25 protein-coding genes are annotated in these 24,304 nt (G+C 63.6%); 10 read left to right on the top strand and 15 right to left on the bottom strand.

Annotation, left to right across the window (positions count from 1 at the left end):
- Window positions 1-54: 54 nt before the first annotated feature.
- Entirely contained in the window at window positions 55-969 is a 915-nt protein-coding gene (locus tag COC42_RS12070; protein WP_096343572.1) for an MBL fold metallo-hydrolase, read from the top strand.
- A gap of 194 nt (window positions 970-1,163) precedes the next feature.
- On the opposite strand, the gene COC42_RS12065 is transcribed toward COC42_RS12070, so the two are convergent.
- From COC42_RS12065 to COC42_RS12010, 11 genes are all read right to left on the bottom strand, one after another.
- Window positions 1,164-1,577 carry a DUF305 domain-containing protein gene (locus tag COC42_RS12065; protein WP_245844083.1) on the bottom strand — a complete coding sequence of 138 codons (414 nt, stop codon included), beginning with the start codon at window positions 1,575-1,577 and terminating at the stop codon, window positions 1,164-1,166.
- Between the two features lie 49 nt (window positions 1,578-1,626).
- Window positions 1,627-2,511, bottom strand: coding sequence for a copper homeostasis membrane protein CopD (copD, locus tag COC42_RS12060; protein WP_096343571.1), 885 nt, complete (start codon window positions 2,509-2,511; stop codon window positions 1,627-1,629).
- Between the two features lie 5 nt (window positions 2,512-2,516).
- Window positions 2,517-2,903, bottom strand: coding sequence for a copper homeostasis periplasmic binding protein CopC (copC, locus tag COC42_RS12055; RefSeq protein WP_096343570.1), 387 nt, complete (start codon window positions 2,901-2,903; stop codon window positions 2,517-2,519).
- A 1,078-nt stretch (window positions 2,904-3,981) separates the two neighbouring features.
- Window positions 3,982-4,605 carry an SRPBCC family protein gene (locus tag COC42_RS12045; protein ID WP_176484664.1) on the bottom strand — a complete coding sequence of 208 codons (624 nt, stop codon included), beginning with the start codon at window positions 4,603-4,605 and terminating at the stop codon, window positions 3,982-3,984.
- A gap of 126 nt (window positions 4,606-4,731) precedes the next feature.
- Complete coding sequence (locus COC42_RS12040; protein ID WP_096343567.1) at window positions 4,732-5,655, bottom strand: PLP-dependent cysteine synthase family protein; 924 nt, start codon at window positions 5,653-5,655, stop codon at window positions 4,732-4,734.
- A gap of 18 nt (window positions 5,656-5,673) precedes the next feature.
- Entirely contained in the window at window positions 5,674-7,848 is a 2,175-nt protein-coding gene (locus COC42_RS12035) for a xanthine dehydrogenase family protein molybdopterin-binding subunit (RefSeq protein WP_096343566.1), read from the bottom strand.
- Between the two features lie 16 nt (window positions 7,849-7,864).
- On the bottom strand, window positions 7,865-8,530 hold the full coding sequence (locus tag COC42_RS12030; protein WP_217991287.1) for an Isoquinoline 1-oxidoreductase subunit: 666 nt from the start codon (window positions 8,528-8,530) through the stop codon (window positions 7,865-7,867).
- Window positions 8,527-8,994, bottom strand: a complete 468-nt coding sequence (locus COC42_RS12025; protein ID WP_096343565.1) for a (2Fe-2S)-binding protein — start codon at window positions 8,992-8,994, stop codon at window positions 8,527-8,529. The genes COC42_RS12030 and COC42_RS12025 overlap by 4 nt, the downstream gene beginning before the upstream one ends.
- Before the next feature lie 36 nt (window positions 8,995-9,030).
- Window positions 9,031-9,498, bottom strand: coding sequence for a DUF2147 domain-containing protein (locus COC42_RS12020; protein ID WP_096343564.1), 468 nt, complete (start codon window positions 9,496-9,498; stop codon window positions 9,031-9,033).
- A gap of 46 nt (window positions 9,499-9,544) precedes the next feature.
- The gene (locus COC42_RS12015; protein ID WP_217991286.1) at window positions 9,545-10,495 is read right to left on the bottom strand and encodes an SDR family NAD(P)-dependent oxidoreductase; all 951 of its coding nucleotides are present in this window, start codon (window positions 10,493-10,495) and stop codon (window positions 9,545-9,547) included.
- Window positions 10,496-10,648: 153 nt separating this feature from the next.
- On the bottom strand, window positions 10,649-11,653 hold the full coding sequence (locus COC42_RS12010; RefSeq protein WP_245844081.1) for an AraC family transcriptional regulator: 1,005 nt from the start codon (window positions 11,651-11,653) through the stop codon (window positions 10,649-10,651).
- 509 nt (window positions 11,654-12,162) lie between these two features.
- Here COC42_RS12010 and COC42_RS12005 point away from each other — a divergent pair.
- Both COC42_RS12005 and COC42_RS12000 read left to right on the top strand, forming a co-directional pair.
- Window positions 12,163-12,954 carry a MipA/OmpV family protein gene (locus tag COC42_RS12005; RefSeq protein ID WP_096343562.1) on the top strand — a complete coding sequence of 264 codons (792 nt, stop codon included), beginning with the start codon at window positions 12,163-12,165 and terminating at the stop codon, window positions 12,952-12,954.
- Between the two features lie 371 nt (window positions 12,955-13,325).
- Window positions 13,326-13,862 carry a DedA family protein gene (locus COC42_RS12000; RefSeq protein WP_096343561.1) on the top strand — a complete coding sequence of 179 codons (537 nt, stop codon included), beginning with the start codon at window positions 13,326-13,328 and terminating at the stop codon, window positions 13,860-13,862.
- Here the strand turns inward: COC42_RS12000 and COC42_RS11995 are convergent.
- Window positions 13,855-14,760, bottom strand: a complete 906-nt coding sequence (locus COC42_RS11995) for an SDR family oxidoreductase (RefSeq protein WP_096343560.1) — start codon at window positions 14,758-14,760, stop codon at window positions 13,855-13,857. The genes COC42_RS12000 and COC42_RS11995 overlap by 8 nt on opposite strands.
- A 100-nt stretch (window positions 14,761-14,860) precedes the next feature.
- On the opposite strand from COC42_RS11995, the gene COC42_RS11990 reads away from it, so the two are divergent.
- Window positions 14,861-15,691, top strand: a complete 831-nt coding sequence (locus COC42_RS11990; protein WP_176484663.1) for a helix-turn-helix transcriptional regulator — start codon at window positions 14,861-14,863, stop codon at window positions 15,689-15,691.
- Window positions 15,692-15,698: 7 nt separating this feature from the next.
- Here COC42_RS11990 and COC42_RS11985 read toward each other — a convergent pair whose 3' ends face one another.
- Window positions 15,699-16,205, bottom strand: coding sequence for a nuclear transport factor 2 family protein (locus tag COC42_RS11985; protein WP_096343558.1), 507 nt, complete (start codon window positions 16,203-16,205; stop codon window positions 15,699-15,701).
- A gap of 1 nt (window position 16,206) precedes the next feature.
- The gene (locus COC42_RS11980) at window positions 16,207-17,424 is read right to left on the bottom strand and encodes an aldo/keto reductase (protein ID WP_245844080.1); all 1,218 of its coding nucleotides are present in this window, start codon (window positions 17,422-17,424) and stop codon (window positions 16,207-16,209) included.
- Here COC42_RS11980 and COC42_RS18220 point away from each other — a divergent pair.
- From COC42_RS18220 to COC42_RS11965, 4 genes are all read left to right on the top strand, one after another.
- On the top strand, window positions 17,394-17,801 hold the full coding sequence (locus COC42_RS18220; RefSeq protein WP_096343557.1) for an AraC family transcriptional regulator N-terminal domain-containing protein: 408 nt from the start codon (window positions 17,394-17,396) through the stop codon (window positions 17,799-17,801). The two genes, COC42_RS11980 and COC42_RS18220, sit on opposite strands and share 31 nt — an antisense overlap.
- 61 nt (window positions 17,802-17,862) lie before the next feature.
- Entirely contained in the window at window positions 17,863-18,060 is a 198-nt protein-coding gene (locus COC42_RS11970; protein ID WP_096343556.1) for a hypothetical protein, read from the top strand.
- Complete coding sequence (locus tag COC42_RS18250) at window positions 18,061-18,159, top strand: AraC family transcriptional regulator (protein WP_141395842.1); 99 nt, start codon at window positions 18,061-18,063, stop codon at window positions 18,157-18,159.
- Between the two features lie 229 nt (window positions 18,160-18,388).
- Window positions 18,389-19,705, top strand: a complete 1,317-nt coding sequence (locus tag COC42_RS11965; RefSeq protein ID WP_096343555.1) for an MFS transporter — start codon at window positions 18,389-18,391, stop codon at window positions 19,703-19,705.
- A gap of 1,017 nt (window positions 19,706-20,722) precedes the next feature.
- Here the strand turns inward: COC42_RS11965 and COC42_RS11955 are convergent.
- Window positions 20,723-21,337, bottom strand: a complete 615-nt coding sequence (locus tag COC42_RS11955; RefSeq protein WP_281253111.1) for a response regulator transcription factor — start codon at window positions 21,335-21,337, stop codon at window positions 20,723-20,725.
- A 129-nt stretch (window positions 21,338-21,466) separates the two neighbouring features.
- Between COC42_RS11955 and COC42_RS11950 the strand changes: the two genes are divergently transcribed.
- Both COC42_RS11950 and COC42_RS11945 read left to right on the top strand, forming a co-directional pair.
- On the top strand, window positions 21,467-23,041 hold the full coding sequence (locus COC42_RS11950; protein WP_096343552.1) for an ATP-binding protein: 1,575 nt from the start codon (window positions 21,467-21,469) through the stop codon (window positions 23,039-23,041).
- Window positions 23,042-23,087: 46 nt separating this feature from the next.
- Entirely contained in the window at window positions 23,088-24,071 is a 984-nt protein-coding gene (locus COC42_RS11945; protein ID WP_096343551.1) for a response regulator, read from the top strand.
- Window positions 24,072-24,304 lie beyond the last annotated feature (233 nt).

Genomic DNA, 24,304 nt, shown 5'->3' with positions numbered 1-24,304 from the left:
ATATTGCTTATGTAGAATCTTCTAATATATTAGCAAGAGCTGACGGAGGAAATCATGAGCCAGCCCTTCATCGAAGCCTTCTTCGACGAGCCCACCAACACGATCAGCTATCTGGTCGGCGACCCGGGGACGCGCGTCGCCGCGGTGATCGATCCCGTGCTCGACTTCGACCTTGCGAGCGGCGAGGCGGATACCCGATCGGCCGAGCGGATCATCGCCTTCGCCACCGAGTACGACTGGCGGATCGAAATGGTGCTGGAGACGCATGCCCATGCCGACCACCTGTCCGCCGCGCCGTTCATCAAGGCGAGGACCGGTGCATGGATCGGCATCGGCGCGCACATCCGCGACGTGCAGAAGATCTTCCGCCCGGTCTTCGCGATGGACGATCTGAAGACCGACGGGTCGGATTTCGACCGGCTGTTCGATGACGGCGACCTCTTCGTGATCGGCGGGCTGGAGGTGGAGGTGTTGCATGTGCCCGGCCATACCCCAGCCGACGTCACCTATCTGATCGGTGACGCGGCATTCGTCGGCGACACGCTGTTCATGCCCGACTATGGCACCGCGCGCGCCGACTTCCCTGGCGGCGATGCGAGAACGCTATATCGCTCGATCCGCCGTCTGCTGGCGCTGCCGGACGCGACACGGCTGTTCCTCTGCCACGATTACAAGGCGCCGGGACGCCACGACTATCGCTGGGAAACCACTGTGGGCGAACAGCGGCGCGCAAGCGTTCATGTGCATGACGGCGCGAGCGAGGATGACTTTGTCGCGATGCGCGAGCAGCGGGACGCCGGACTGTCGGTGCCCAAGCTCCTGCTGCCGTCGATCCAGGTCAACATCCGCGCCGGCCGTTTCGAGGAAGCGCTCGCCAACGGTGTCACCTATCTCCGCATTCCTGTGACCTGGAGGACGAAGGATGAACGAGCGACAGCTTCTCGGCAGCGGCGACCGGACGCCGAATGACTGATCGTGGGCCGCTTTCAACGGGTCGACAGGCATCGTTCAGAGCGGAGCGGTGGCCGACGCTGCCTTGGGTTGGCACCCTTTCTGATCGAGCAGCAGCCGTGCTTCTGGTCGGCAGCGTGGCCAACGTTGGCATCTGAGTCGTCCTCGATGACCGCTCAATAGTGTTTGACATTACGTTAGGGTCAAGCGGGTCATTTCCTGGCTGCGAGCCACGCGTCGATCTGCGCGATCTCGGCACGTTGATCGCCAATGATCTTCTCCGCCAGCGCGCGAGCCTTAGCGTCCTTGCCGTGATTCAATTCGACCTGTGCCATTGCGATAGCCGAACCGTGATGCACCTTCATCTGGCGCATGAAGTCCGCGTCGGCGTCGCCCGTGTACGTAGGCATGTTCGCCATCATGTCGCTCATCGACTTCTTGTAACCCTGCGTCGCGGGCGGATCGCCAGGGTTGGCGGCCATGCCCATCGGCATCGCGCCATTCGAGGGCATCGGCATCGCAGTCGTGGCATTACCCACATCGGCCTGCTCAGGTGCGGCCGAGCATCCTGCAATGATCAGAGACACTGTGACAATGGGTAGGATAAAGAGTCGGTGCGTGGTCATGACACTCTCCTGAAATACGTTAACGCTGGGGGTGATGGTTGGGTGCCGTTCAGCCCGCCGGTGACAAGGTGCCGAGCACAGCCACGACGGCCAGTAAGGCGAGCGCCAGCATAGTCTCGGTCCGGATCGCCAGGTGAAGGCGGCGCAGTGCAGCTGCATGATGCCCGGCTTCCAACGAAGTTTTTAGCTGCGGCACGAGGATCCATCGGTTGCCTGCCGCTAGGCAAAGCATTCCGGCGAGCAACATCAACTTTATTACCAGCAAGCGCCCATAGTCCGTACGGACTGATGCCCAGATTCCGTCAATGCCCACGATCGCGACCAGGTTCACGGCCCCGGTAACCACGATCGCCCCAACGACGGCCGTTCCGACGCTTGAGAAGCGTTTAAGCGCTGCTAGTGCGCGCTCCGCCGACCCTGGAACCGAGAAATTGGCCAGCAGGATGCGCGCGAACATCGCCAAGGCGGCGATCCAGATCGCACCTGACAGCAGATGGACGATGTCGCTCGAACGATGAAGCCATCCGAGCGCCGCCTCGGACGCTCCTGCATGGCCGGTCCAGGCGAGCGAACCTAACGCCACGATCGCCAAGCCCGCCACCAGCGGCCTGCCTGCCCGACCCGTGGCGGAAATCACCGTGAGAAGGCCGAGTGCCGTCGCGCGGATGACGTGCGAGATGCCCATCGACGTCTCGAACGCCATGAACGCGAGCATCTCGCCGTCGAGCGCCGCCATGTCGTTGCCCGTCATGGCCAGGCAGGTCGCGCCAAATTGAGCGACGGTGATGATGGCGCCGATCGCCGACAACGCAGCGACCACCCGCCTGCTGATAGCGGGGGCGTGGCGGCCAAGCCCACCGCCTAGAGCGAACCCGGCCAGCAACATCAGGTCGACATAGGCGGCGAAACGCAGCCCGACCACGACCGAATCCATCAGGATCAGCGGACGTTGAAGCTATGCGTGCCGGTAATACGATGCGTGTCCGAACCGACGATGACCCAATCGGCGCGGTAGCTGCCGGCCGGAAGAGCCTTTGCAGAGGTCAGAACGATCGACTTGCCGTCGCCAGCGATGGCGCTGGTGACTCCCGTCATTTTCATGTCAGGATGATTCTTCATGCCGGGCATGCCGGTCATGACCAGCGTCGCACTCGACAACTTCGGCATGACCCGCTCGCTGAAGGTCAGCTTGACGGTTTTGGTGCCCGAGACGGTCGCATTGGCCGCGGGTGTGGCGGTGACCAGCTTTGGGTGGGCGAGTGCGGCAGTCGACATCGTGGCGACAGCCACGGTGGCCAGCGCCAGCGACTTCAATTTGAGTTTCATGTCGGTCTCCTGTGGTACTTGCCGACTATACGCACGTCGCCGGCGCATCCCTCAATCAAAGGGTGAGGATTCGCGCGGCGGGCGCGTATTGGCTGCACGGGGGTGGAGGAAAACAGCTGAGCGTACAGATTGACGACGCGCTGGCGTGGTTTTCAGGGAGTGCTGAACATCCCGGGCTGGCGGGGCTCGAGGACAGGATACCGCGCGCCATCGGCCGCGAGTCGGCCAGGGCGATCGGGCCCGGGCCACGCTCGGGCGGCCGCATTCGCGCTGCTGCTCGGCGGCATAGGCAACGCCGGACCCGCTGCCAATGCGCAAGCCGCCGCCATCACTTCATCCTTCGATGCCTCGAACCCATTGGCGCCGTCGACGCTCCTGATCGGCCAATGATGAAGCGCCTGGCGATGGTCGCTATCATCGCCCTCGTTGCCGCGATCGCCGGCGTTCTGATCGGTCACCAGCTCGTGCACCCCCACATCCACCGGGCGCACAGCTTCATGCTGTCCTCCACGGGGATTGGCGTAGCCAACTTTCGGTGCGGGCAGGCACACCGCACGGCCTCGAGCCTGAGGGTAGGAAAGGAATCTTGGCCGCCGGATCGGGCGCATCAAGGACGGCATGAGCACCAAGCTCCACGCCCTTGCCCCCGAGGACTGCATGCCTGGTATTCATCGTCGATAACAACAATTAATACGGAACTTTACACTGTCATCACTTGTCAGTGGAGGTGCGCGGCGTGACCCTCGCCGCGGGGTTCTCGGCGTCAGCGCTTGGTTTGCCGCTGGCGGCCAAAGTGCTGGCGACAAGCATGCGGCCTCACGCCGGTGATGCGCCGGAACGGTCGACCAAAGGCGGAGGAGTCTGCAAGTCGATTCTTCAGTTGATCTCATCAACGCCGATCTGCTGGCGTTCGTGCGCGGTTGTTGGCCAACGATCGTGGCGGTAAGGGCCGACTTCACCGTCGGTCGGACGCGAAGGACGCAGCCGCGGGGCTGAGGACGCTGGAGAGCAAGACGGGCAACGACAGAAGGCCAGCGATCTTCGCCGATTTGTTCAACCCTCGACGACACCCAACACCCTATTCCGCGACCGGCTTGTTCCCGAATCCCGGCGCTTTGCCGAAAAGCGACTGCCAGCGGAGTGCTGCAAGCCAGAGATCGTGTGCGACATGGACGAGACGCGAGCCCGACGCCGTGGTCTGCTTGGCAAGGTCGCCCATGCCCATTTCTTCAGTCGTGACGAGACACCCCTGTTCGACCGGCTGAAATAGCCAGCTCTGCGCGTAAAGGGGCGGCGGACCCGGCGGCGTGACGGTATAGCCAAAGCGGCGACCCGGCTCGGCCACGAAGACGTTACTTTCGATTGCGATGTTGAACACCGACCATGCGAAGCGGCTGCCAACTGTCATCGGCTGCGCCGGCGTCGAGACGCGAACCTTCGATGCGATTGGAAGCCAAAAAGGCCATTCGTCCGGCTTTGTCAGGATGTCATAAACCATTCCGCAGTCGGTCTCGATCAACAGTTTGTTGTGGTTGAAGGTGTCGGCCTCCGATGGCTCAAAGCCGCTGGGCCACGACATTTCGGGATTACGGCGCGGCAGATCCTGCGCCGTTGTCTGCGCCGATGCTATGCCAGACAGCGATGCTGCGAGCAGCGCGGCGGCTAGGCAAAAGCGAAATACGGTCATGTCGTTGATCCTCATCAGATGAATCCCGTGCCTGTTGCTGCCCCCGGAGCCGAGCAAACAAGCGTCGATTTTATGCATTGCCAGTATGTCGAGGGTGCCGTTCTACCGATTGGTGCTGGCTCGACGGATCGGCGCGCCACATCAGTATTTCAATCCGGTGTCACAGAGCAGGGTGACGACGAGCGCGTCAGGCCGCAGCTTACCCGATTTCATCAACTTGACGGCGGCGCAAACATTCGCGGCGGCGGAATAGCCGATATACAGACCTTCCTCATGCGCCAGCCTGTTGCGCCAATGCACCGCCTCTTCGTCAGAGACAGCAATGCTCGCGTCCATTAACGATGCGTCCCAATGCGGAGGCGTCCGGCCATAGCCAGTCCCCTGCAGCATATGCCGCGCCTTGCGAACGGTCTCGCCAGCGAGCGGGCGTGATCCCTCGGGTTCGACGACCATGCAACGGGTTGCCGGATTAGCGGCGCGAAGCCTGCGGGCCACGCCGACGAATGAGCAGCCCGAACCGACGGCAGCAACCCAGGCATCGACGCGCCTTCCCGCCTGTTCCAGTATCTCAATGCCGGTTTGTTCATGGGCAGCAATGCCCTCCACCGCATTGAACTGATCGACATAGAAGCCCCCCGTTTCCTTGGCGAGGTCGCGCGCTGCCACTGCCGCGGCTTCGACGTCCGCGCCGGTCACTTGGCCGGGAACGCCATCGACCTGCGGCACGAGTACGACCGCAGCACCAAGCCCCTCCAGCATCTTCACGCGCTCGGGGCTATTGCCTGCGGACATCGCGACGAACAGCGGGTGGCCGAGCACGGCACAGGCGACGGCGAGGCCGGCGCCCATATTGCCGCTGCTCATCTCGACGACCGGCGTGCGGTGTGCCAGCCTGCCGTCGCGGCGCGCTGCAAGCAGGATGGCACGCGCCGCCCGATCCTTCACGCTGCCGCCGGGCTGGAGGAACTCGGCCTTGGCGACCAGCCGCCCCGGACCTGGCCAGACGCGATCCAGCGCGACAAGCGGCGTGCTGCCGATCAGGTCAAGGGCGGAAGCGGCGATCATGGGGTCGACTCGATGCCCTTACGCCTGTCGGCCGAACGGCAGGCTGCGCGTCGGCGTGCCGGTGAGCGCGAACAAGGCGTTGGCGACGGCCGGGGCGATCGGAGGCACGCCCGGCTCACCCATGCCGGTCGGCGGGCGGGTGGAGGGCAGGATATGAGTCTCGACCAGGGGCATCTCGTCCATGCGGACGGGTGCGTAGCTGTCGAAATTATCCTCCTGCACCACGCCGTCCTTCAGCGTGATCGCGCCGTGCAGCGCGGCGGAGAGGCCGAAGCCGATCCCGCCCTCCATCTGCGCGGCGACCTGATCCGGGGAGACGGCAATGCCGCAATCGACCACGGCGACAACGCGGCGCACCACCAAACGGCCCGAATCCAGGCGGACCTCGGCGACCTGTCCGACAATCGTCCCGAAACAGTCATGAAGCGCCATGCCGCGCGCCCAGCCGTCTTCCAGTGGCTTGCCCCAGCCTGCCCGGGTGCACAGGGCCTCGAGCACCCGCAGTCGACCCGTTGCACCTGCCTTTTGATAGAGCGCCCGGCGATACTCCGCCGGATCGCGCCTAGCGCGGCGGGCGAGCTGATCGACGATATGCTCCATCGCCATCGCGGTGTGCGAATGGCCGACCGACCGCCAGAAGGAGACGCTGACGGGTAGCTCCGGGCTGGCGATGCGGCAATCGAGCGTATTGGCGGCCGCGAAATACGGCGATCCCGCAACCCCTTCCGAATTTTGCGGATTGTCGCCCACCGGAATCAGCCGCTGGGCGACGATCCGGTGCCGCCAATCGCTCGGCAGGCCGTCAGCGCCCAGCACGATCGACGCCTGATGATGCACCATCGGCCGGTAATAGCCGCCGGTCATCTCGTCCTCGCGCGTCCACATCAGCTTGACCGGACGATGTCCGGTGCGGCGCGCGATGCGGACGCATTCGACCAGATAGTCGCACGACATCAGCCCGCGCCGCCCGAACGAGCCGCCAGCGGGGAGGACGTGCAGCTTCACCCGGCCTGGAATGGTGCGCGCGGTCAGCGCCGCCTGCACCTGATCCAGCGTCGCCAGATGACTGCCCGACCAGATATCGACATCCCAGCCCCGAACCTGCGCCACGCAATCGAGCGGCTCCATCGGCGCATGGGCCAGATAGGGAAAGTCGATCGTCGTTTCGAACCGGTCGCCCGTCTGCGGCTGTTCGATATCGCCGCGCGTCTCAAAGCTGGTAGCGTCGATCACTGCGCGGCCGACCGCGATGTCGCGGTACCATGCGGTCAGTTCGGGCGAGGAGCGCCGCTCGGCCGCGCTGTCATCCCATTCGATGCGCAGCGCATCGCGGCCCCGGCGCGCCGCCAGCGTATCCTGCGCGAGCACGGCAACCCCGGTTTCGATGGCAAAGACATCGACCACGCCCTTGATCCGGCGGGCGTCCCGGTCGTCGAACCGCTTGAGCATACCGCCGAAGCGCGGGCTGTGCGCCACCATCGCCACCAGCATGTCCGGACGCTGGATATCCTGCGTATAGACCTGCCGACCGGTGCTTTTTGGGCCGCAATCCTTGCGCCGCACGCGATCGGTACCGATCAGCCGGAATTCCTCCGGCCGCTTGAGCACCGGCTCGCGCGGCGGCGCGTGGCGTGCGGCGTCGGTCAGTAGCTCGGCAAAGCTGGCCGAACGGTTTGATTGCGGATGCGAGACCACGCCGTTCTGCACCGTGATCAACCGGCGCGGCACCTGCCAGCGCAGCGCGGCGGCATCGACGAACATGGACCGCGCGGCCGCCCCGGTCTTGCGCAGCTTGTCCCAATGATAGGCGACGGCGTGCGATCCCGCCGTCATCTGCGGCCCATAAGCGGCGAAGTTCACCCGCGCGTCGACCACGCGCACCGTGTCCCAATCGGCGTCCAGCTCCTCGGCGATCATCGCCGCCAGCGCGGCATGGATGCCCTGCCCCATTTCCTGCTGCGGGTTGACGATCGCGACGCCGCCATCGGCGTCGATGCGGATATACGGGCCGAACGGGCCAGGATCAAAATCCGGGCCGCCGGCGGTAAGCAGCGCGCCGCCGACCTGCATCGGGTTCATGGCAGTATAGCCCACCACCAGCGCCCCGCCGACCAGGCCGCTGCCCAGGATCATGCGGCGGCGCGTCAACCGGAAGCGGCGCTTGGGCGTGTCGCTTGGAGGCGTGTCGGTCATGGCTGTTCTCCTGAAGTCATGCCGGCCACCGCGCGTCGGTTTCGCGCCACGCTGCGATCAGCGCGCCGAATTGCGCCTGGGTGCCGGGCGCAGGCGGGCGATCGCCACCGGGATGCCATGCCCAGCCGACCAGCGCGTCGTTCGCCATATGCTCAAGCAGCTCGGCGCGGGTTATGTACGATCGCGCCGGATCGAACAGCTGGCGGCAGGTTTCACCGAGCGACCGGCCCTGCCAGGCCTGTTCGATCAGCGCGAGCAGCCATTGCGGATTGCCGGGCACATCCCTGCCGGTGAAGTTCGCGTCGTTGTGGCAGGTCGCACAGCGCAAGTGTGGGTCGCCGGCGCCATCGGGGCCGCGTGCCACGGCGGGCATATGCGGGCGCATCGCGTCGGTCTGGGTAGGTCGATCTGTGCGCGGGTGGCAGTTCATGCAGCGCGGATGCCGGATCACACGCCCTGCCTCCTGAAACAGCGCGACGGACCGCGCGGCGGGATCGACAATGGCATTAAAGGCGGAGACTGGCTTCAGCGGGGCGACGACGACTGGCGCAAACGCCGCCGACAGAGCCTCAGGCTTGGGCAGAGTCAGCGGCCGCAACAGGATCGCGACGATCAGGATGATGAGGGCAAACAGGATCATCGCGATCGAGAGGCAGCTCAGGCGCGGCCGGCGCAGTTTCACGACCGGTCGCCGAGCGCCGCGGCAGCATCGTGGATGCCAGCGCGGATGCGGTTATAGGTGGCGCAGCGGCACAGATTTCCGCTCATCGCCGCATCAATATCGGCATCGGTCGGCGCAGAATTGGCGCGCAGCAGCGCCAGCGCGCTCATCAACTGGCCAGACTGGCAAAAGCCGCACTGCGGTACACCGCGCGCCACCCAGGCGGCGGTCAGCGCCTCCGCCTCGGGCCCGGCCGCGCCTTCGATCGTCTCGATCCGGCTCGTCGCTGCATCGGCCAGCGACAGGGAACAGGATCGCACCGGCTGGCCATCGGCATGGACGGTGCAGGCGCCGCACTGCGCCTTGCCACAGCCATATTTGGTGCCGGTCAGCCGTAGATGATCGCGCAGCACCCACAGCAGCGGCGCATCGCCATCGGTATCCACGCTGTGGAGCCGACCGTTGACGAACAAGCTATGGGTCATGGTTCGTCCTTTCCAAAGCTAGCACGTGTCCGTCGATCAGTCGGCGGCGCGGCGAAAGGCGATGGTTCGGCCGAGCATCGGCGATCCCATGTAGGCGCGCATCTCCAGCTTGCCGTCAGTGGGGGTCAGTCGTGCCGATACGGTGCGCCCCGACGTGCCGTCATAGAGCCGCCCGCCATCCCAGCGGCGTTCGCGCGCGTTCCAGCTGAGGTTCTGGAGGATGGTGATGCCCTCAAGCGACCGGCCCCGCAGCGCGGGATCGGGATTATGGACGTCGCGCTTGAAGGTTTTGCCATCGGCCTCGACCGCGCGCTGGCCCCACAGCAGCCGACCGGTCGGCCCGCTACTGCCTTCCACGATCTCGATCTTCATCTGGCCGTTTTCGGCCTGCCACACCCCGGCGATGCGGGGCGGCGCCGACGTCTGAGCAGCCGAGGGCTGGATGAGCGCGGTCAGGCCGGCCGAAACGGACGCGGCAACGAGAGGCGTGAGCAGACGGTTCATGATGAATCTCCTAGACTCGGGAGGGAGATGCGGGTGTTTTCGGTTCTCAGGCGGCGCTTGCGAGGGTGGCTGACGCGCCTGCGGCATCGAAGCGCAGACCGACCAGCGCTTCCGACGTAGTCAAGAGCCGTGCCGCCATCGCCATATCGAGCGCCTGGGGCGGAGTTCTTCGCCCTGGCGGGATAGCCGCGCAAATCCGCCAATCCATTCGGCCCATGATAGCCGCGAGGCTCGGCATCGGGCGATGTCGCGGCAAACAGGATGGGCAGGGCGCCGCGCCCCGGGGCCTGGAGGAGGAAGGGTAGCCAGAAACGAATGCGTCCCTGATGCTTGCTCGGCCGGAGCCGTTGTGCAGCAGGTCCGTGCGCGCAACGCCGGGTTGCGCCGCGATGCTGGTGATGCCCCAGCCCGCCGCATCGCTGCGCCGCTGCAGCTCGAAGGCAAACATCAGGCAGGCCAGCTTCGACTGCGCATAGACCTGCATCGGCTTGTAGCTACGCTCAGCAATCAGATCGGCGAGATCGATCCGCCCCTGGGGTGCGGCGATGCTGCAGAACGAGACGGCTCGCGCATGACACGCTCGGCTGAGCAGCGGCAGGAGATAGGCCGTCAGCGCGAAATGGCCAAGATAATTGGTGCTCAGCTGCAATTCGAAGCCGTCGGCGGTTAGGGTCCGGCGCGACGGGACTATGACGCCGGCATTGTTGATCAGGAGGTCAATGCTATGCCGATACTGCAGGATGCGCTCGGCAAAATCGGCTACCGAATGCAGATCGGCAAGATCGAACCGTTCAAAGCGGATCGCGGTTTGCGGAAAGCGGCGGCCGATGCGGGCAACGGCACCCGCCCCCTTGGCAGCGCTCCGCCCGGCCAGGATGACACGGGCCCCGACCCCCGCCAAGGCCAGCGCATCCTCCGGGCCCAGGCCCCCTGTACCAGTGACAATGGCGGTGCGGCCAGGCTGTGGGGGGGTGTCGGAAACGGTCCAGCGGGTCATCGCCTGTTCCTCCAAGAGCGCCCTTGTGGCGTCTTTCAAAGGATTATGCGATTATGGCCCGCCGCCCCATGCCGGAACTGACAAGTTTCTTGCCTTATCCTGCGAACTCAGTGGGTGAGCCGCATGACAGGATCGGCATCACCGCTTCCCGGACTAGCGCATCCCCGCCGCCAGCATCGCCTTGAAATTCATCACGTCTCGCTTCGGCGCGACGCCGAACGAGCGCGTATATTCCCGGCTGAACTGCGAAACGCTTTCATAACCAACCTGATAGGCGGCCTCCGACACATTGGCGTTGTCCGACACCATCAGCCGCCGGGCCTCAAGGAGGCGGAGCTGCTTTTGATACTGAACCGGCGTCATCGAAGTCATCGCCTTGAAATGCTGATGAAAGGAAGACGCACTCATCATCGCGACCTCGGCCAGCTGCTCGACGCGCAGCGGCTCTTGATAATGCTCGCGCAGATAATGGAGCGCGCGCGCCACCCGCTCGGCCTGGGTTTCGGGCAGTGCCAGCTTGGCGACCTCGCCGCCGTAAGGACCCGTCAGTAGCCAGTAATAGAGTTCGCGCATCGCCGCCGGGTACAGCACCGGCACCGCATCCGGAATCTGCGCCATACGCACCAGCCGCAAGATACAGTCGGCCAGCGTGCCGTCCACCTTGCCGACGAACACGCATGGTCCCGACCCCGCGTTTGGCGTCGGCGGCTTGGGCAACTGTTGCAACACTTCGCGTAGCATCGCCACATCGAAGTCGATCATCACGCCAATATATGGGCTCTCGGGAGTCGCATCGAGCATCCGCCCGCTGGCCGGAAGCGCGACATTGACGACCAGACACTCCATCTCGGCATAGTAAAGCTTGGTCTCGCCGAAAAGGATTTCCTTCTGTCCTTTCAGAACGACGCAGAGCGACGGCCGATACATGTTGTGGATTGGCATTATCGTTTGAAATGAGCGCACGATGTGCACATCAGCCATCGGCGTCTGGAACCGGCCCTGCCCGCCGCCCCGAGATTCAATATATTCAAGCGCCGCGATCGTCAGCGGCGCAGGCGTCCGCACGGCAGGCGGCGCATAGGCAACAGCCTCCCTGCGGCGATCGATCTGGCTTGCAGGAAAAGGCAAGATTTCAGCGGTAATCGGCATTCCAGTCATCGGGCATTCCTTTTAGCTTGAGTGTGCCAGATCAAGCGAGGCTGCCGATGGGGTTACATTCAGCAATACCGTCAGGGCAACGAAATGCCAGCAGACCCTCATGATGTCAAGTGTAATAATACGATAATAGTCTTTGATAATCAACATACTACACAATGTTTCAATCGCTCTTTATAATTAGATCGTAGATTTTTCTCTTAGCTTTAAAAATATCGGACTATAGCCGACCTATTTTTTTCAAAGATCTAATACTTGGCTCGACGCCAACTTTCATGTTTTCGCGATAGACGGACCGAGTAATCACTCAACGGGTGGGCTCGTTCAAAGCAATTTAGTCCATCCGCCTGCTCAAACACGCAGGTTTCTCCTAACGCTGCCGCGCTCCTCATGAGCGGCGTTTGCGCTGGATGGGTCAATGCCGTCCGACAATCCTTAATGGGCTGCCGGGAGCGACCCTCCTCGTCAGGTCGCTCGAGGCGTGCCGCAACCCCCGAAAAAGGACCTGAACCATGCGCCTGCTTTCGACCGCCCTGATCGCCCTCGTCGCCGCAATGCCGATCCCCGTAGCGGCACAGGATGGCCCGCCGGATGAAGGGCCGCACGGCCAGGTCGCCAGTGGTGCCGGGCTCGCACCAGACTATGAAGGGTCCGACGACCTGCGCGTGATCCCCTTCGTGCTCGCCGATATCCGCTGGGCCGGCGTGACGCTGGAAATGCGAGGCCTGCACGCGCGCGTCGATCTCGCCTCGGATCCTCGGCTTTCCTTAGGACCAGTGATCGGTGCGCGGCTCGATCGCAGCGACGTGGACGGGTCGGTCGGCCTGCTGCCCGAAATCGATACCGCGATCGAGGCGGGCGGCTATGTCGGCTATCGCTTCGGAGGAAACCGGCTGGGCCAGGGTTCGATGCAGGTCGAACTGTCGGTCGTCCACGATATTTCGGAAGTGCATAACGGCCTGCTCGCCACGGTGAGCACCAGCTACATGGCGATCCGCAAGCCCGACAGCTTCGTGTCGTTTGATCTTCAGACCACCTGGGCGGACGCGGATTACACGCAGACCTATTTCGGTATTAGCGCAGCCGATGCAGCTGCCAGCGGCCTGGCAACTTTTGATGCCGGCTCGGGCTTTCGGGATGTCGGGGCGGGCATCAGCGCCGGCTATTATTTCAGCCGCAGCCTTGGCATCGTCGGGCGGGTCGGTGCCAATTACCTGATCGGCGACGCCGCTGACAGCCCGGTGACCGATCAGGGCAGCCGCTGGCAGCCGGTCGGCGGCTTGACCCTGTCCTATCGGTTCTGACCCATGGTCCCTCTCCTCCCGCTCACCGCCGAAGTTACGGTTAATCGCCACACCGTCTTCGGTCTTGATCAGGCGGCGCCGTTAAGTGCGGCGCTAATCGCGGCCGCAGTTACAGTGGGCCGACTGCCCGGCGAACCGGATCGGATCATCGAACCCGCCCCGCCGCGCGGCTGGTTAGATGAATTGTTGCGGGGCCGACGCCCCAGCCCCCTGGCCGATCCCCGGCTAGAAGTTTTGCGGGCCATCAGCGCATCGCTAGCGAGGCGCCCGTCCGAATTCCCCGCTGATCTGGTTGCCGCTGCTGAGCGGTCGGGCTGGACGCTGGGTGAACTGGGTCGCCTGTTTCCGGCGAATTTCGTTCAAGGTGCCCCATGATCGCCTGTGACCCGCTTGGAGCGGCGATTGCGCTAATCGGCGCTGCCGGGGTGTGCGGCGTGTTCCTGCTGGCGCTGGGCGAGCGCCTGTTCCCGCTGGTGCCTTCGGCCGGTCTGTTCACCGCGATCGGCGCGGCCGCCGCCGAGGGGCTGTGGTGCCTGCCCGCCGCCGCCATAGTGTCTGTCCTCGGCAGCAGCGCGGGCGTTGTTGGCACTTATCACCTGGGAAGCCTGGCCCGCCAACGGCTCAGCGGCCCGCGACTACGCCGGATGCTGCGCCGCCGGGACCGGCGGGGCCGAATGCTGCGTGCCGCGCGACGCAGCGCAGCGGCGCTGCCGTTCACGTCGCAACTGATGCCGACGGCCCGCATCCTCGCTCCGCTGTTCGCCGGTGCCGTACCCCATAATCGAACCCGATTTCTGTTAGCGACGGGTGCCGGGCTTGCTGCCTGGAATATCGCCTTCATCGGTTTGGGGTACGGCCTGGTCTCGGCAAGTTCGCCGCTGGCGCCGCTGCCTCTCGGCCTTAGCTGACGGCAGCATCGAGCCGGTAATCCATTGCTGCCAAGTCGGCCAAAAGGTCCGGCCCGACCGGAGTCCAGCCCAGCCGCAGGCGGGTCCATGCGCTCGACGCCACCATGTCGATGCCGACGAACATCGTCAGCCAGCTCAAATGCTCCGGCGCTTCTGCCGCCGATACAGAGCGCAGCGGCAGGTCCAGTCCCTTGGCGACTGCTTCCGCAATATCGCGGAACGCCACGCCTTCCTCCGCCACCGCATGATAGCGCGCACCACGCTCGCCCTGGGCGAGAACGAGTGAATAAAGCCGGGCGACGTCGCTGACATGCGCTGCACACCAGCGATTGCTGCCATCGCCGACGTAGGGAACCGACCCGGCGGCGCGGACATGATCGATATAAAGCGAGACCAGGCCCTGCTTCACCGGATCATGCACCTGCGGCAGCCGCACGACGCGGACATCAACGCCCATTTCCAGCACGGCATTGGCCGCGCGTTCGGTGGCGACGCGGGGGATGGGATGGTCGGCATCGAAGATCGATTCCAGCGCCGGGCTGCCGTCGCCGGGATCGCCCATTCCCGTTGCGGAGGTGACGATCAGCGGACGGTCCGAGCCCCGCAAAACCGAACCGAACAATGCAATGACGTCCGCATCCGCCCGGCAGTTTTCGACATAGTTGGCGAAATCATGATCGAAGGCGGTGTGGATCACTGCGTCCGCGCGCTCGGCCCCGTCGCGAAGGCTGTCGGCATCGGCAAGGGTGCCGAAATGCGCCTGCGCCCCGGCCGCGGCCAGGTGAGCCGCACCCCGTTCGGACCGGGTGAGGCCGATCACCTCGTGACCGGCGGCAAGCAGTTCAGGCACAGTATGCGAGCCGACGAACCCGGTCGCACCGGTCAGGAAAATACGCATGGATTAAGTCTCCGCTGAGGTTGCGGGACTGCCTATGACCACATAATTACCCTGTTAAAGTAGGGACGTTATCCTATTAATTGTGCTAACAGGAAATGTGATGCCGAATACTTGCGAAAACGCGCTGGGCACCTTTCTGCGCGATCGCCGTTCCCGAATGGAACCGGCGGCGTTCGGCTTTCCGGTCGGTCGCAGGCGGACACCGGGGTTACGCCGCGAAGAGGTGGCGCTCAGGTCCAATATCTCGCCGACCTGGTATAGCTGGCTGGAACAGGGTCGGGGCGGCGCGCCCTCTGCCGACGTGCTCGATCGCCTCGCCAAGGGGTTGATGCTGACTGAGCCGGAGCGCGAGCATCTCTTCATCCTCGGCCTCGGGCGGCCGCCCATAACGCATTATCCGGCATGCGACGATGTGACCCCCCGGCTTCAGCGCGTGCTCGACGCGCTGCCGCTTAGCCCGGCGATCATCAAGACCGCGACCTGGGATGTCGTCGCTTGGAACCGGGCGGCGGCGACTCTGCTAACCGATTATGCCAAATTGCCGCGCGAGGAGCGCAACGTGCTGCGCTTGATCTTCACCAATCCGCGCAGCCGCGCGGCGCAGGAGGATTGGTGGACCGTCGCCCGCTATGTCGTCGGCGCCCTGCGCGCCGATGCAGCGCGCGCCGGTGCCAGCACGGAGATGACGCGGCTCGTGGAGGACTTGTCCGCGCTCAGCCCGGAGTTCGCGGCGCTGTGGCGCGAGAATGACGTGGTCGGCCATGCCGATGGGCAGAAGCGGCTGCGTCATCCCGAACATGGGCTGATCGAGCTGGAATTCTCCGTCTTCGCGGTCGATGGACGCCCCGATCTCGGGATGCTGGTCTACAATCCCGCCACCCCGGAGTCGGCGCGGCGGATCGAGGCACTGCTGGCGCAGACGGCGCCCTGACCCCGGATCATTCCCGGGGCAGCGGCACGCGCGCAATCACCGCATCATAGGGGGCCAGATCGAGAAAGGCGTTGACCTCGACCGCCCGGCCGCTTTCCATCCGGAAAATCCAGGCATAGCGGTTGCGATAGGCCCGGCCGTCCAGCGTGGTCGCCTCCCCGGTCCAGTGGATGACAACATGGTCGCCGTCCACCCAGACCCGGTAGGCGACCGGACGCACCGGCACCGCCAGCCGCCGCGTGAAGGGCGCGATGGCGGCGAGCAGCGCGTCGCGCCCGCGAAAGATGCCCGCGCTCGGCCCCGATCCCTCGATCGTCCAGACGACATCGGGGGCCAGCACCTCCTGGAAGAAGCCCGTTCCTCCAGCAGCCCAGCGGGCGAAGGCGGCCTCGACGATCAGCTTGTTCTCAGCCGACTGCTCGCCCTGAGCGGCACCGGGCTGTGCCTGTCCAGCGGCGTGGCTGACGATGGGGACCATCGACAGGGCAAGCGCGATCCAAATGGTGCTGCGCATCTCAATCCACTCCCGCCAGCGCATTGGTGCCGAACATCAATTGCCGGACCATGGGTCGGCTGACAAAGCGGTGCGGGAAGATCGGATCGACGGCGCTGGCCGCGTCTAGCCGCTCGCGCTGCTCGTCCGTCAGCACGATGTCGAGCGCGGCGAGATTGTCCTCGGCCTGTTCAATCGTCCGCGCGCCGATAATCGGGCCGGTGACCGCGGGGTTGAGCAGCGTCCAGGCGATCGCCACCTGCGATGGCGTTGCCCCAAGCTCGTCAGCGACGGCCTTCACCGAATCGGCAATCGTCAGCGCGCTGGCATTCAGATGACCCGACGATGCGATGACGCCCTTGCGCGTCGGTGCCACATCGGCGCCATTCTCGTCCGACAGGTCCGATGCCCGATATTTGCCGGTCAGGATGCCTCCGCCCAACGGCGACCAGGGCAGCACGCCCAGCCCCAGTTCCCGGGCCATAGGTATCAGCTCATGCTCCACCGTCCGCTCAACCAGGCTATATTCGATCTGCAGCGCGACGAGCGGCGACCAGCCGTGCAGATCGGCGATGGTCTGAAGCTGCGCGATCCGCCAGGCGGGCGTGTTGCAGATGCCGAGATACAGCACCTTGCCCGCGCGGATGAGATCGTCCAGCGCGCGCATCACCTCGTCCGGCGAAGTCGTGAAGTCCCAGGCGTGCAGGTAGAGCAGGTCAATCCGGTCGGTATCGAGCTGATTCAGGCTTGCCTCGACCGATCGCACCAGATTGTAGCGGTGGTTGCCGCCCGAATTGATGTTGGCCGGATCGCGCGCCATGGTGAATTTCGTACCGATTACCAGCCGGTCGCGCTTGTCCTTTATGAAGCTGCCGAGCAGCCGTTCGGATTCACCGCCGGTGTAATTCACCGCCGTATCGATCATGTTGCCGCCGCGATCGACATAAAGGTCGAAGATGCGCTGCGCTTCGCCCGCATCGGCACCCCATCCCCAGGCTTCGCCAAAGGTCATGGTGCCGAGCGCAAGAGGCGAGACGCGCAGGCCAGATCGGCCGAGCAATCGGTAACGGTCAAGGGCATGGGGGGGCATCATGGGCTCCATCGGTGATTGGATTGCCCCCAAGATGATCCCTCCACCCCGCTTTACGTTAGAACGATCAGCCGCGATCCTTGCACGATCCTCCGGGCTTGTCAGTTGCTGCTTGTCCCATGGACCGCCTTCTGAAAGCATTGCGCCCATGCCGACCCTGGATCAGTTCGCCGCGATTGTCGCCCGATACGCACCGCGCGACGGCTCCTGGGGTCCGCCATTCCGGGGGTCCGGCTGATATCCGCGCGTCGCAACCGACCGTGCCCATGCCCGTCATCTATGAACCGACCATATGCTTCGTAGCCCAAGGCCGTAAGCGCGTGATGCTGGGCGACCGGCCTATGTCTATGATGCGGCCTCCAATCTGCTCGCATACATCGACCTGCCGTCATGGGATCGGTGTTCGAGGCGAGCGAGGCCGCCCTATCTCTCCTTCGCGCGCGAACCGGACCGAGCCGAACTGGGCAAAACCGCCGCTACTCATCCGCTTTGCGATGCTACCGAGCCGGCGCGGGAGGTCGGGTTGACCCTGGGTACGACCACCCCGGTCTTGCTTGATCGCGCGGCGCGCTTTTACAACTGCTCGGCATGCCGCACGATATTGCCGCATTGGCACCGCTCGTCACCGCGAACTTCAGTATCGCCTGCGCACCGGTCTCGATCGCGATCATCCGCAGGATGACTCAGACGGAAAGCAGACGCAACCAGATCGCCCGCGCGATCCTTTGGATCTGCGAACAAAATCGCGAAACCTATCGAATCGAGGAGGCGGCGGCAGTCACCTAAATGAGCCTTTCGTCCTTCCACCAGCATTTCAAGGCCGTCGCCGACATGAGCCCGCTTGAGTTCCGCACACAGCTTCGGCTGCAGAAGCGCGGCGGCTGATGGTCGGCGAGGCGCGCGACGCCGCGAGCGCCGGATCCTTGGTTGGCTATGGCTGCCGATCGCAGTTTAGCGACGACTATGCCCGGGTGGTCGCCCCCCCCGACGCGCAACCAATGCTGCCCTGCTTCCCTGCTGCCCTGCTGCCCTGCTGCGCGCGAACCTCTTTCCGTGCCGTATATGCTTGGTTTGCCGAAAAGGTGTTGTCGCCCTGTAACGGAGTTTAGACGGAATGCCACTGAATCAGCAGGGCGAGGGGTCGCCCGAGCAAAGCGCCGGGGAAGCGAACTACCTGACCGGTTGCCGGGCCGCCCAGCTGCTCGTCGCCCTCTTCCTGGTCAGCATCGTCGCGCAGGTCGACCGCATCCTGCCCTTCATCCTGGCGGAATCGATCAAGACTGAGTTCTCCCTCAGCGACACCCAGATCGGCCTGATGACCGGCGCGGCCTTCGCGCTATGCTACACCTTGCTTTCCCTCCCGCTCGCAAGTCTCGCTGATCGCGGGTCGCCGCGGCTGGTACTGGTCGGCTGCGCGCTGATGTGGAGCGCCATGACCGCACTGGGCGGTCTGGCGACGAGCTTTGTCTTTCTGGCGCTCACCCGCCTGGGGGTCGCGGTGGGCGAGGCCGGTGCGATCCCCTCGGCCCACACACTGATCGCCCGCCGCATCCGACCCGATCGGCGCGGCACCGCGATCGGCATCTTCACCATGGGCATTCCGGTCGGCGGCATGACCGGCTTTGCCGTTGGCGGCGCCGTCAACGACGCTTATGGCTGGCAGGCGGCGCTGATTGGCGCAGGTGCGCTGAGTGGCGTGATCGCGCTGATCGCCTATTTCGCGGCTGGTCCCACTCCGCCTCTGCGACGGCCGCAAACCAGCGATGCCACCCCCTATCTGCGTCAAAGCCTTGCCCTGTTGGCATCGCCCGCCTTTCGCTGGCTTTTCATCGCTGCGGTCACCTTCGGCTTTGCGGCGGCCCCGCTGTTCGCCTTTGCAGGCATGTTCCTGATCCGCGTCCACGGGTTCAGCGCCACCGATGCCGGGCTGGCCTTCGGTGCCCTGCAAGGACTGCTGGGCATCGCAGGCACGCTGACCGGCGGGCGGGCGTTCGATCGCGCAGTGCGGATCGGACGCCCCGCCCTCCGCCTGCCCGCCGCACTGCTGCTGCTCGCCAGTGCCAGTCTGGTCGCGGCATTGCTCGTTAAGGTCAGCTGGTTGGCGATCCTGTTCTGCACGCCGGCGATGTTCGCCTTCACATTCCTGCTGCCGCACGCCTTTGGCAGCGCGCACCGGGTGGCTGGAGAAGGCCGAGAGGCCATGGGATCAAGTCTCGCCCTGATTGGCACCGGCCTGATTGGGCCGGCGATTGGCCCGCTACTCGTCGGCGCGATCAGCGACTGGGCCACCGCAGCCGACATGCCGAACGGGTTGTCGCTAGCAATGATGATCGCGCCGCTGGCGGCGCTTCTCACTGCAATCGCTTGCCATGTTGCCGACGAGCACATTGGCCGCTTGGTCGTGAGCTGCCCGACTGAGCGCCAGATTTGAGTAGCCTCTTTTTGGGTTTCGACCCGCCCAATTTCAGCAACCACTATGGACATTTAGCCGAAGGTGAAACGATAGTCTGATCCAGGACTCATCTTAACCCCATGATGCTGTTGCGTCTTTGTTGATCCTTTCTCGGTTTTCGGTGACGAGGTCGCGATCTCTGCGACAGTAGTGTGTCTGAGCAACAGCACGGGACGTCTGCGCTAGGTGCGAATACTGCTGGGTAAGAGGTGATCAAATATGCTGTCTGCGCGGCCGTCTTGCCAAACCTAGAAGCCTCCCGGCCAATTCTCCCCATTCCGGCGCTCCCGGGTTGGATGGCAGCTTTCGATAGTGCGGGTGACGTGCCTGAATGTTTGATATTGAGGCGATTTGCCCTTGGCATAGATGAACAGGTCTCGGGTTTTGGAATGCGGCAGGCCGACCCCGACGACCGGTCCTGGGTCTCTGCGGTTCGAGCGTGAACCGCCGGCCGGTGAGTTACTGAGCCCCTTTAGCCATCGAGGGGCTGAAGCCGCCTCCTGACAGCTGGCTCCGTTACGCATCATCTCGGTCCGAGGAACGCTTCATACAGAGGCCTGCTTTAGAGATGATGACGCCGAGCGCACACGGGATGATGCCAACGAGCAGAAACGGCGACACCAAGAGCATCGGTCGAGGCTGGTTGATCAGACTGGGTAGGGAAACAGGATAACGGCCAATGCAAAGGCCTGTCGTCCCCGCCAGCAAAACGCCGATGGCGACGAGCAGGCCAACCAGGAACTTCCTCACGCGATGCCACTGGCGCGGTCGCGGTCGAGCTTCGCCTCTGCCAACACCGATTCTCCGGCCGCGCCGGGCCGGTAAAGAGGTGAAGGTGTCCAACGGAATAATCGCGCCACCTGGCTGGACGAAGTGGACGCAGCTTCGCTATTAAGTCGGTAGTCGAAAATGAAGCGGCTCAGGAATTGCCAGACGATTGGGTAATTTAGAACCATTCATCAAAGGCTGATCGCCAAGAAAATGTGTTGAAGCCAGCTATACGGTACCAGCTGGCGAGTCCGGTATAAGCGCGTAGGTTCGAGCGATCGAGATTGCCTGCGTCGAATTTCTCGCCTTCATTTTCTTCATTAGGTTCGAACGGTGCATTTCCACCGTCCGGAGGCTGAGGCCCAGCGCCCAGGCTATGGCCTTCGTCTGATGCCCAGCGCTCATCGCGTGCAGTACTTCAGTTTCACGCTTACTGAGACGAATACGCGCAGCTTCCGCTTGCTTCGCTACCGCACGCTGGCGCTCGGCTTCGCGCGCTACGGCCTCACCGAGCGTCTGCACCAAATCCGCGCGCCGGAACGGCTTGCGAAGGAAGTGAACTGCTCCCTGCCTGAAGGCTCGAATCGCATCATCAACCCGATTGGAGCCTGAAACGATGACGACCGGCCACGCCTTGCGCATAGCGACCTCATGCAGCACCTCAAGCCCATTGCGGCCGGGCATATCGATATCGAGCAGCACGCAGCCGGTTTCTAGCGCCTCCAGACGGTCAAGAAACGAAGCGCCCGAGTCAAATTCGATGCACTCCGCATCGGTCCCGATCAGCATACGTCGGGCCATTCGACGTGCTAACGGATCATCGTCAACAAGGTAAATGTGCATTGTCGGCTTTCCCCAGAAGGGGTCATCAATCATGACATCTTAATATCCAGTTACACCCTATCGGGTGAGATCATTAAGTGCTGCGGGTCGGCATAAGGACGAGTCAGAGGACATGCGGACCAATCTACCGTGACATCTGCCAATCAACCGGGCTGCGGAACCCAGGTTCGCCCAGCCCGCAGCAAGGATTATGATATCTCCCGCCTTCGCGAACTCGCGCTCGACGCCATTCAGCAAAGCGTGATTATCGCGGACGCCAATCAAGATGGTCGTCCGATCGTCTTTGTGAACCGGGCCTTCTCTGACCTTACTGGCTACACCTCTGTCGAAGCGATTGGTCGATCTTGCGATTTTCTTGCAGGGCCTGAAACAAATCCCGAGAAACGAACCGAGATGAGGGATGCGCTCGACGCGCGCGCACCATTTACCGGCCTCTTGCTCAACTATCGCAAGGACGGCAGCGCGTTCTGGAACGAGATTTCGCTCGTGCTGCTCGACGACGGGCAAAGTGGGTCCTTTTGGATGGGCACCCAGACTGATGTCACCGAGCGGCGCGACCTTGAGGCGCGGCTACGAGAATCGCAGCGGATGGAGGCTATCGGTAAGCTGTCCGGCGGTATCGCGCACGATTTCAACAACATCCTCGCGCTTATTCTGGGCAATGCGGAGATCATCGCCAGCGAGGCAGTCCATGGCTCGCTGACGAGGGAAGCGGCGGCAGACATCATGGAAGCGGCTGACGGCGGCTCCAAGCTCGTCACGCGCATGCTTCAATATGCCCGTGGCGAAAACGGTGAGCTGGACGAAGTGCCGGTCAATGCGGTGATCGAGGACGTCGTCACGCTCCTGGCGCGCACGATCAGCGACCGCATCCATGTGCAGACCGACCTCAGCCCCGCGGTCGGGAGGGTCCGGCTCGACCGGACGCTGTTCGAGACCGCGCTCATGAATCTTGTCCTAAACGCGCGCGACGCGATGCCGGCCGGCGGCACGGTCAAGATCACGACTCGGCGGCGGGTCAATGCCGGACCGAAGCTTGGCACTGCCGCGCTCGTCTCGGTCAGCGACAGCGGCACAGGCATGGACGCAGAAACGATCGAGCGAGCGTTTGAGCCCTTCTTCACGACTAAGATCGGCGGACGCGGCAATGGGCTGGGCCTCGCGATGGTCTACAACTTCGTCAAGCAATCCGGCGGAGACGTCAGCATCGACAGCGTCGTTGGTCAGGGTACTACCGTCGCGATGTTGCTGCCCGTTGAGGAGCCTTCAGTTCGCGCCGCCCCTCCCCACGACGCGCGGGAGAGCATCCTGCTGGTCGAAGACGATCCCAAGATCCGCAAGGTGCTAGCGCTCCATCTTGACAAGGCCGGGTACAGCGTGGCCGAAGTGGGATCGGCAGAGGAAGCGATCGACCTCTTGACGAGCGGCTTCGAACCGGCGCTTCTTATTTCGGATATTCGCCTGCGTGACGGCATGACCGGCATCGAACTCGCTCGGCGATTGGCCAGCGAAAGCAGCCGAATGCCCATTTTGCTGATGACTGGTTTTGCGGAAGAGTTGGGGATTGAGTCGGACCGGATCGACGGCATCTCGGTCCTTCGAAAGCCCTTTCGTATCGAAGAGTTGCTGAGCGAGGCGGAACGCCACTGCAGACCCGCTCGTACAGCCGGCGAGGCACTGACATACCGTAGAAACCGTAGCTAGGCTGGCTGCCTCCCTGTGCGCGATAAGCAGTACACGGAGGGGCAACATGACTCGGACGGGGCAGGTATTTGGCGGGCGCAAACGGGTAGTCGTCATCGACGACTCACGAACCATGCAGGCTGCGCTCGATCACCTTTTCACGGTCAGGCTAGGGTTCGACGTCGTTGGCCTCGCTGCCGACGCTGCGTCGGGCGCGGCCCTTGTACGGACGCTGAAGCCCGATTTGGTGACCATTGACCTTTGCATGCCCTATATCGACGGCAAGCGGCTGCTCATGTCGATCTCGGACGTGGAAGAAGTGCGCAAGGTCGTCATCTCCGGACACGGCATCGCCAATATCGCAATCGTGTCACAGCTCGAGGCTGCGGGTGCCGACGCCTGCATCGACAAACGCGATCTCTCGCGTAATCCCGACAAGTTCTGTGCGACCATCAGGGCTCTTTTCCGTCGGCGGCCCGCCAATCCGATGCGATCCTGCCGCCGGGCGCCGGCCCACGTCGCAAAGACGGTCGGGGCTTCGGCGGCTTCGTTCCCGGTACCAATGGACGAGCGGCTACGCCTAGCGGCGCTTCGTCGCTTGGGGATTGCAAACGATACGCCCGACCGCCAGCTGGATCTCCTTACCGCGCATCTCGCGGCGGCGACTGGTTTCCCCACATCGCTAGTCACCTTTATCGACGAGCGTCAGCAATGGGTGAAGTCGGCGCACGGCTTCGCACGTGGCTCGATCCCGCGTGAATTCGCGTTCTGCAACTACAGTCTTTGCGCACCGGATACCTTCGTGGTGCCCAACGCTGCTGACGATGCGCGCTTTTCAGGCAGTCCGCTCGTGACCGGCGAGCCACGCATCCGGACCTATGTCGGCCATCCCATTGAATTCGCCGGCGGCGTCAGGATCGGCGTCATGTGCCTGATCGACAACAGGCCTAGGATCGTGACGCCACAAATCGTATCGAGCCTTCGATCGATGTGCGAAATTGCGAGCGAGATTATCAAGCTTCGTAGTAGCCCTACTGCACAGGCTGCTTGATGCAGTTATTGGCGCAACTTAAGATTTCGTTTTGGGGCAAGTGTAAGCGTAGTTCCGATCTCCCATGGCGGCCGCATCCGTGCCCCGATGCGTCCGCCACCCGGGAATAGCCAAGTCAGTTTTAGCGACAAGCCTTAAACGTCGCGTTCTCAAAGATACAGCGCTTGTATGGAAATATTCTTAAGATCCAACATCGCACTACGATAGTTGACCACTTAAAAGTGTAAGCCGGC

Origin of the sequence: Sphingomonas spermidinifaciens, assembly GCF_002351485.1 — a bacterium.
GTDB lineage: Bacteria > Pseudomonadota > Alphaproteobacteria > Sphingomonadales > Sphingomonadaceae > Sphingomonas > Sphingomonas spermidinifaciens.
Note: the sequence above shows the minus strand (reverse complement) of the source record. Positions and strands in the feature narration are given on the sequence as shown.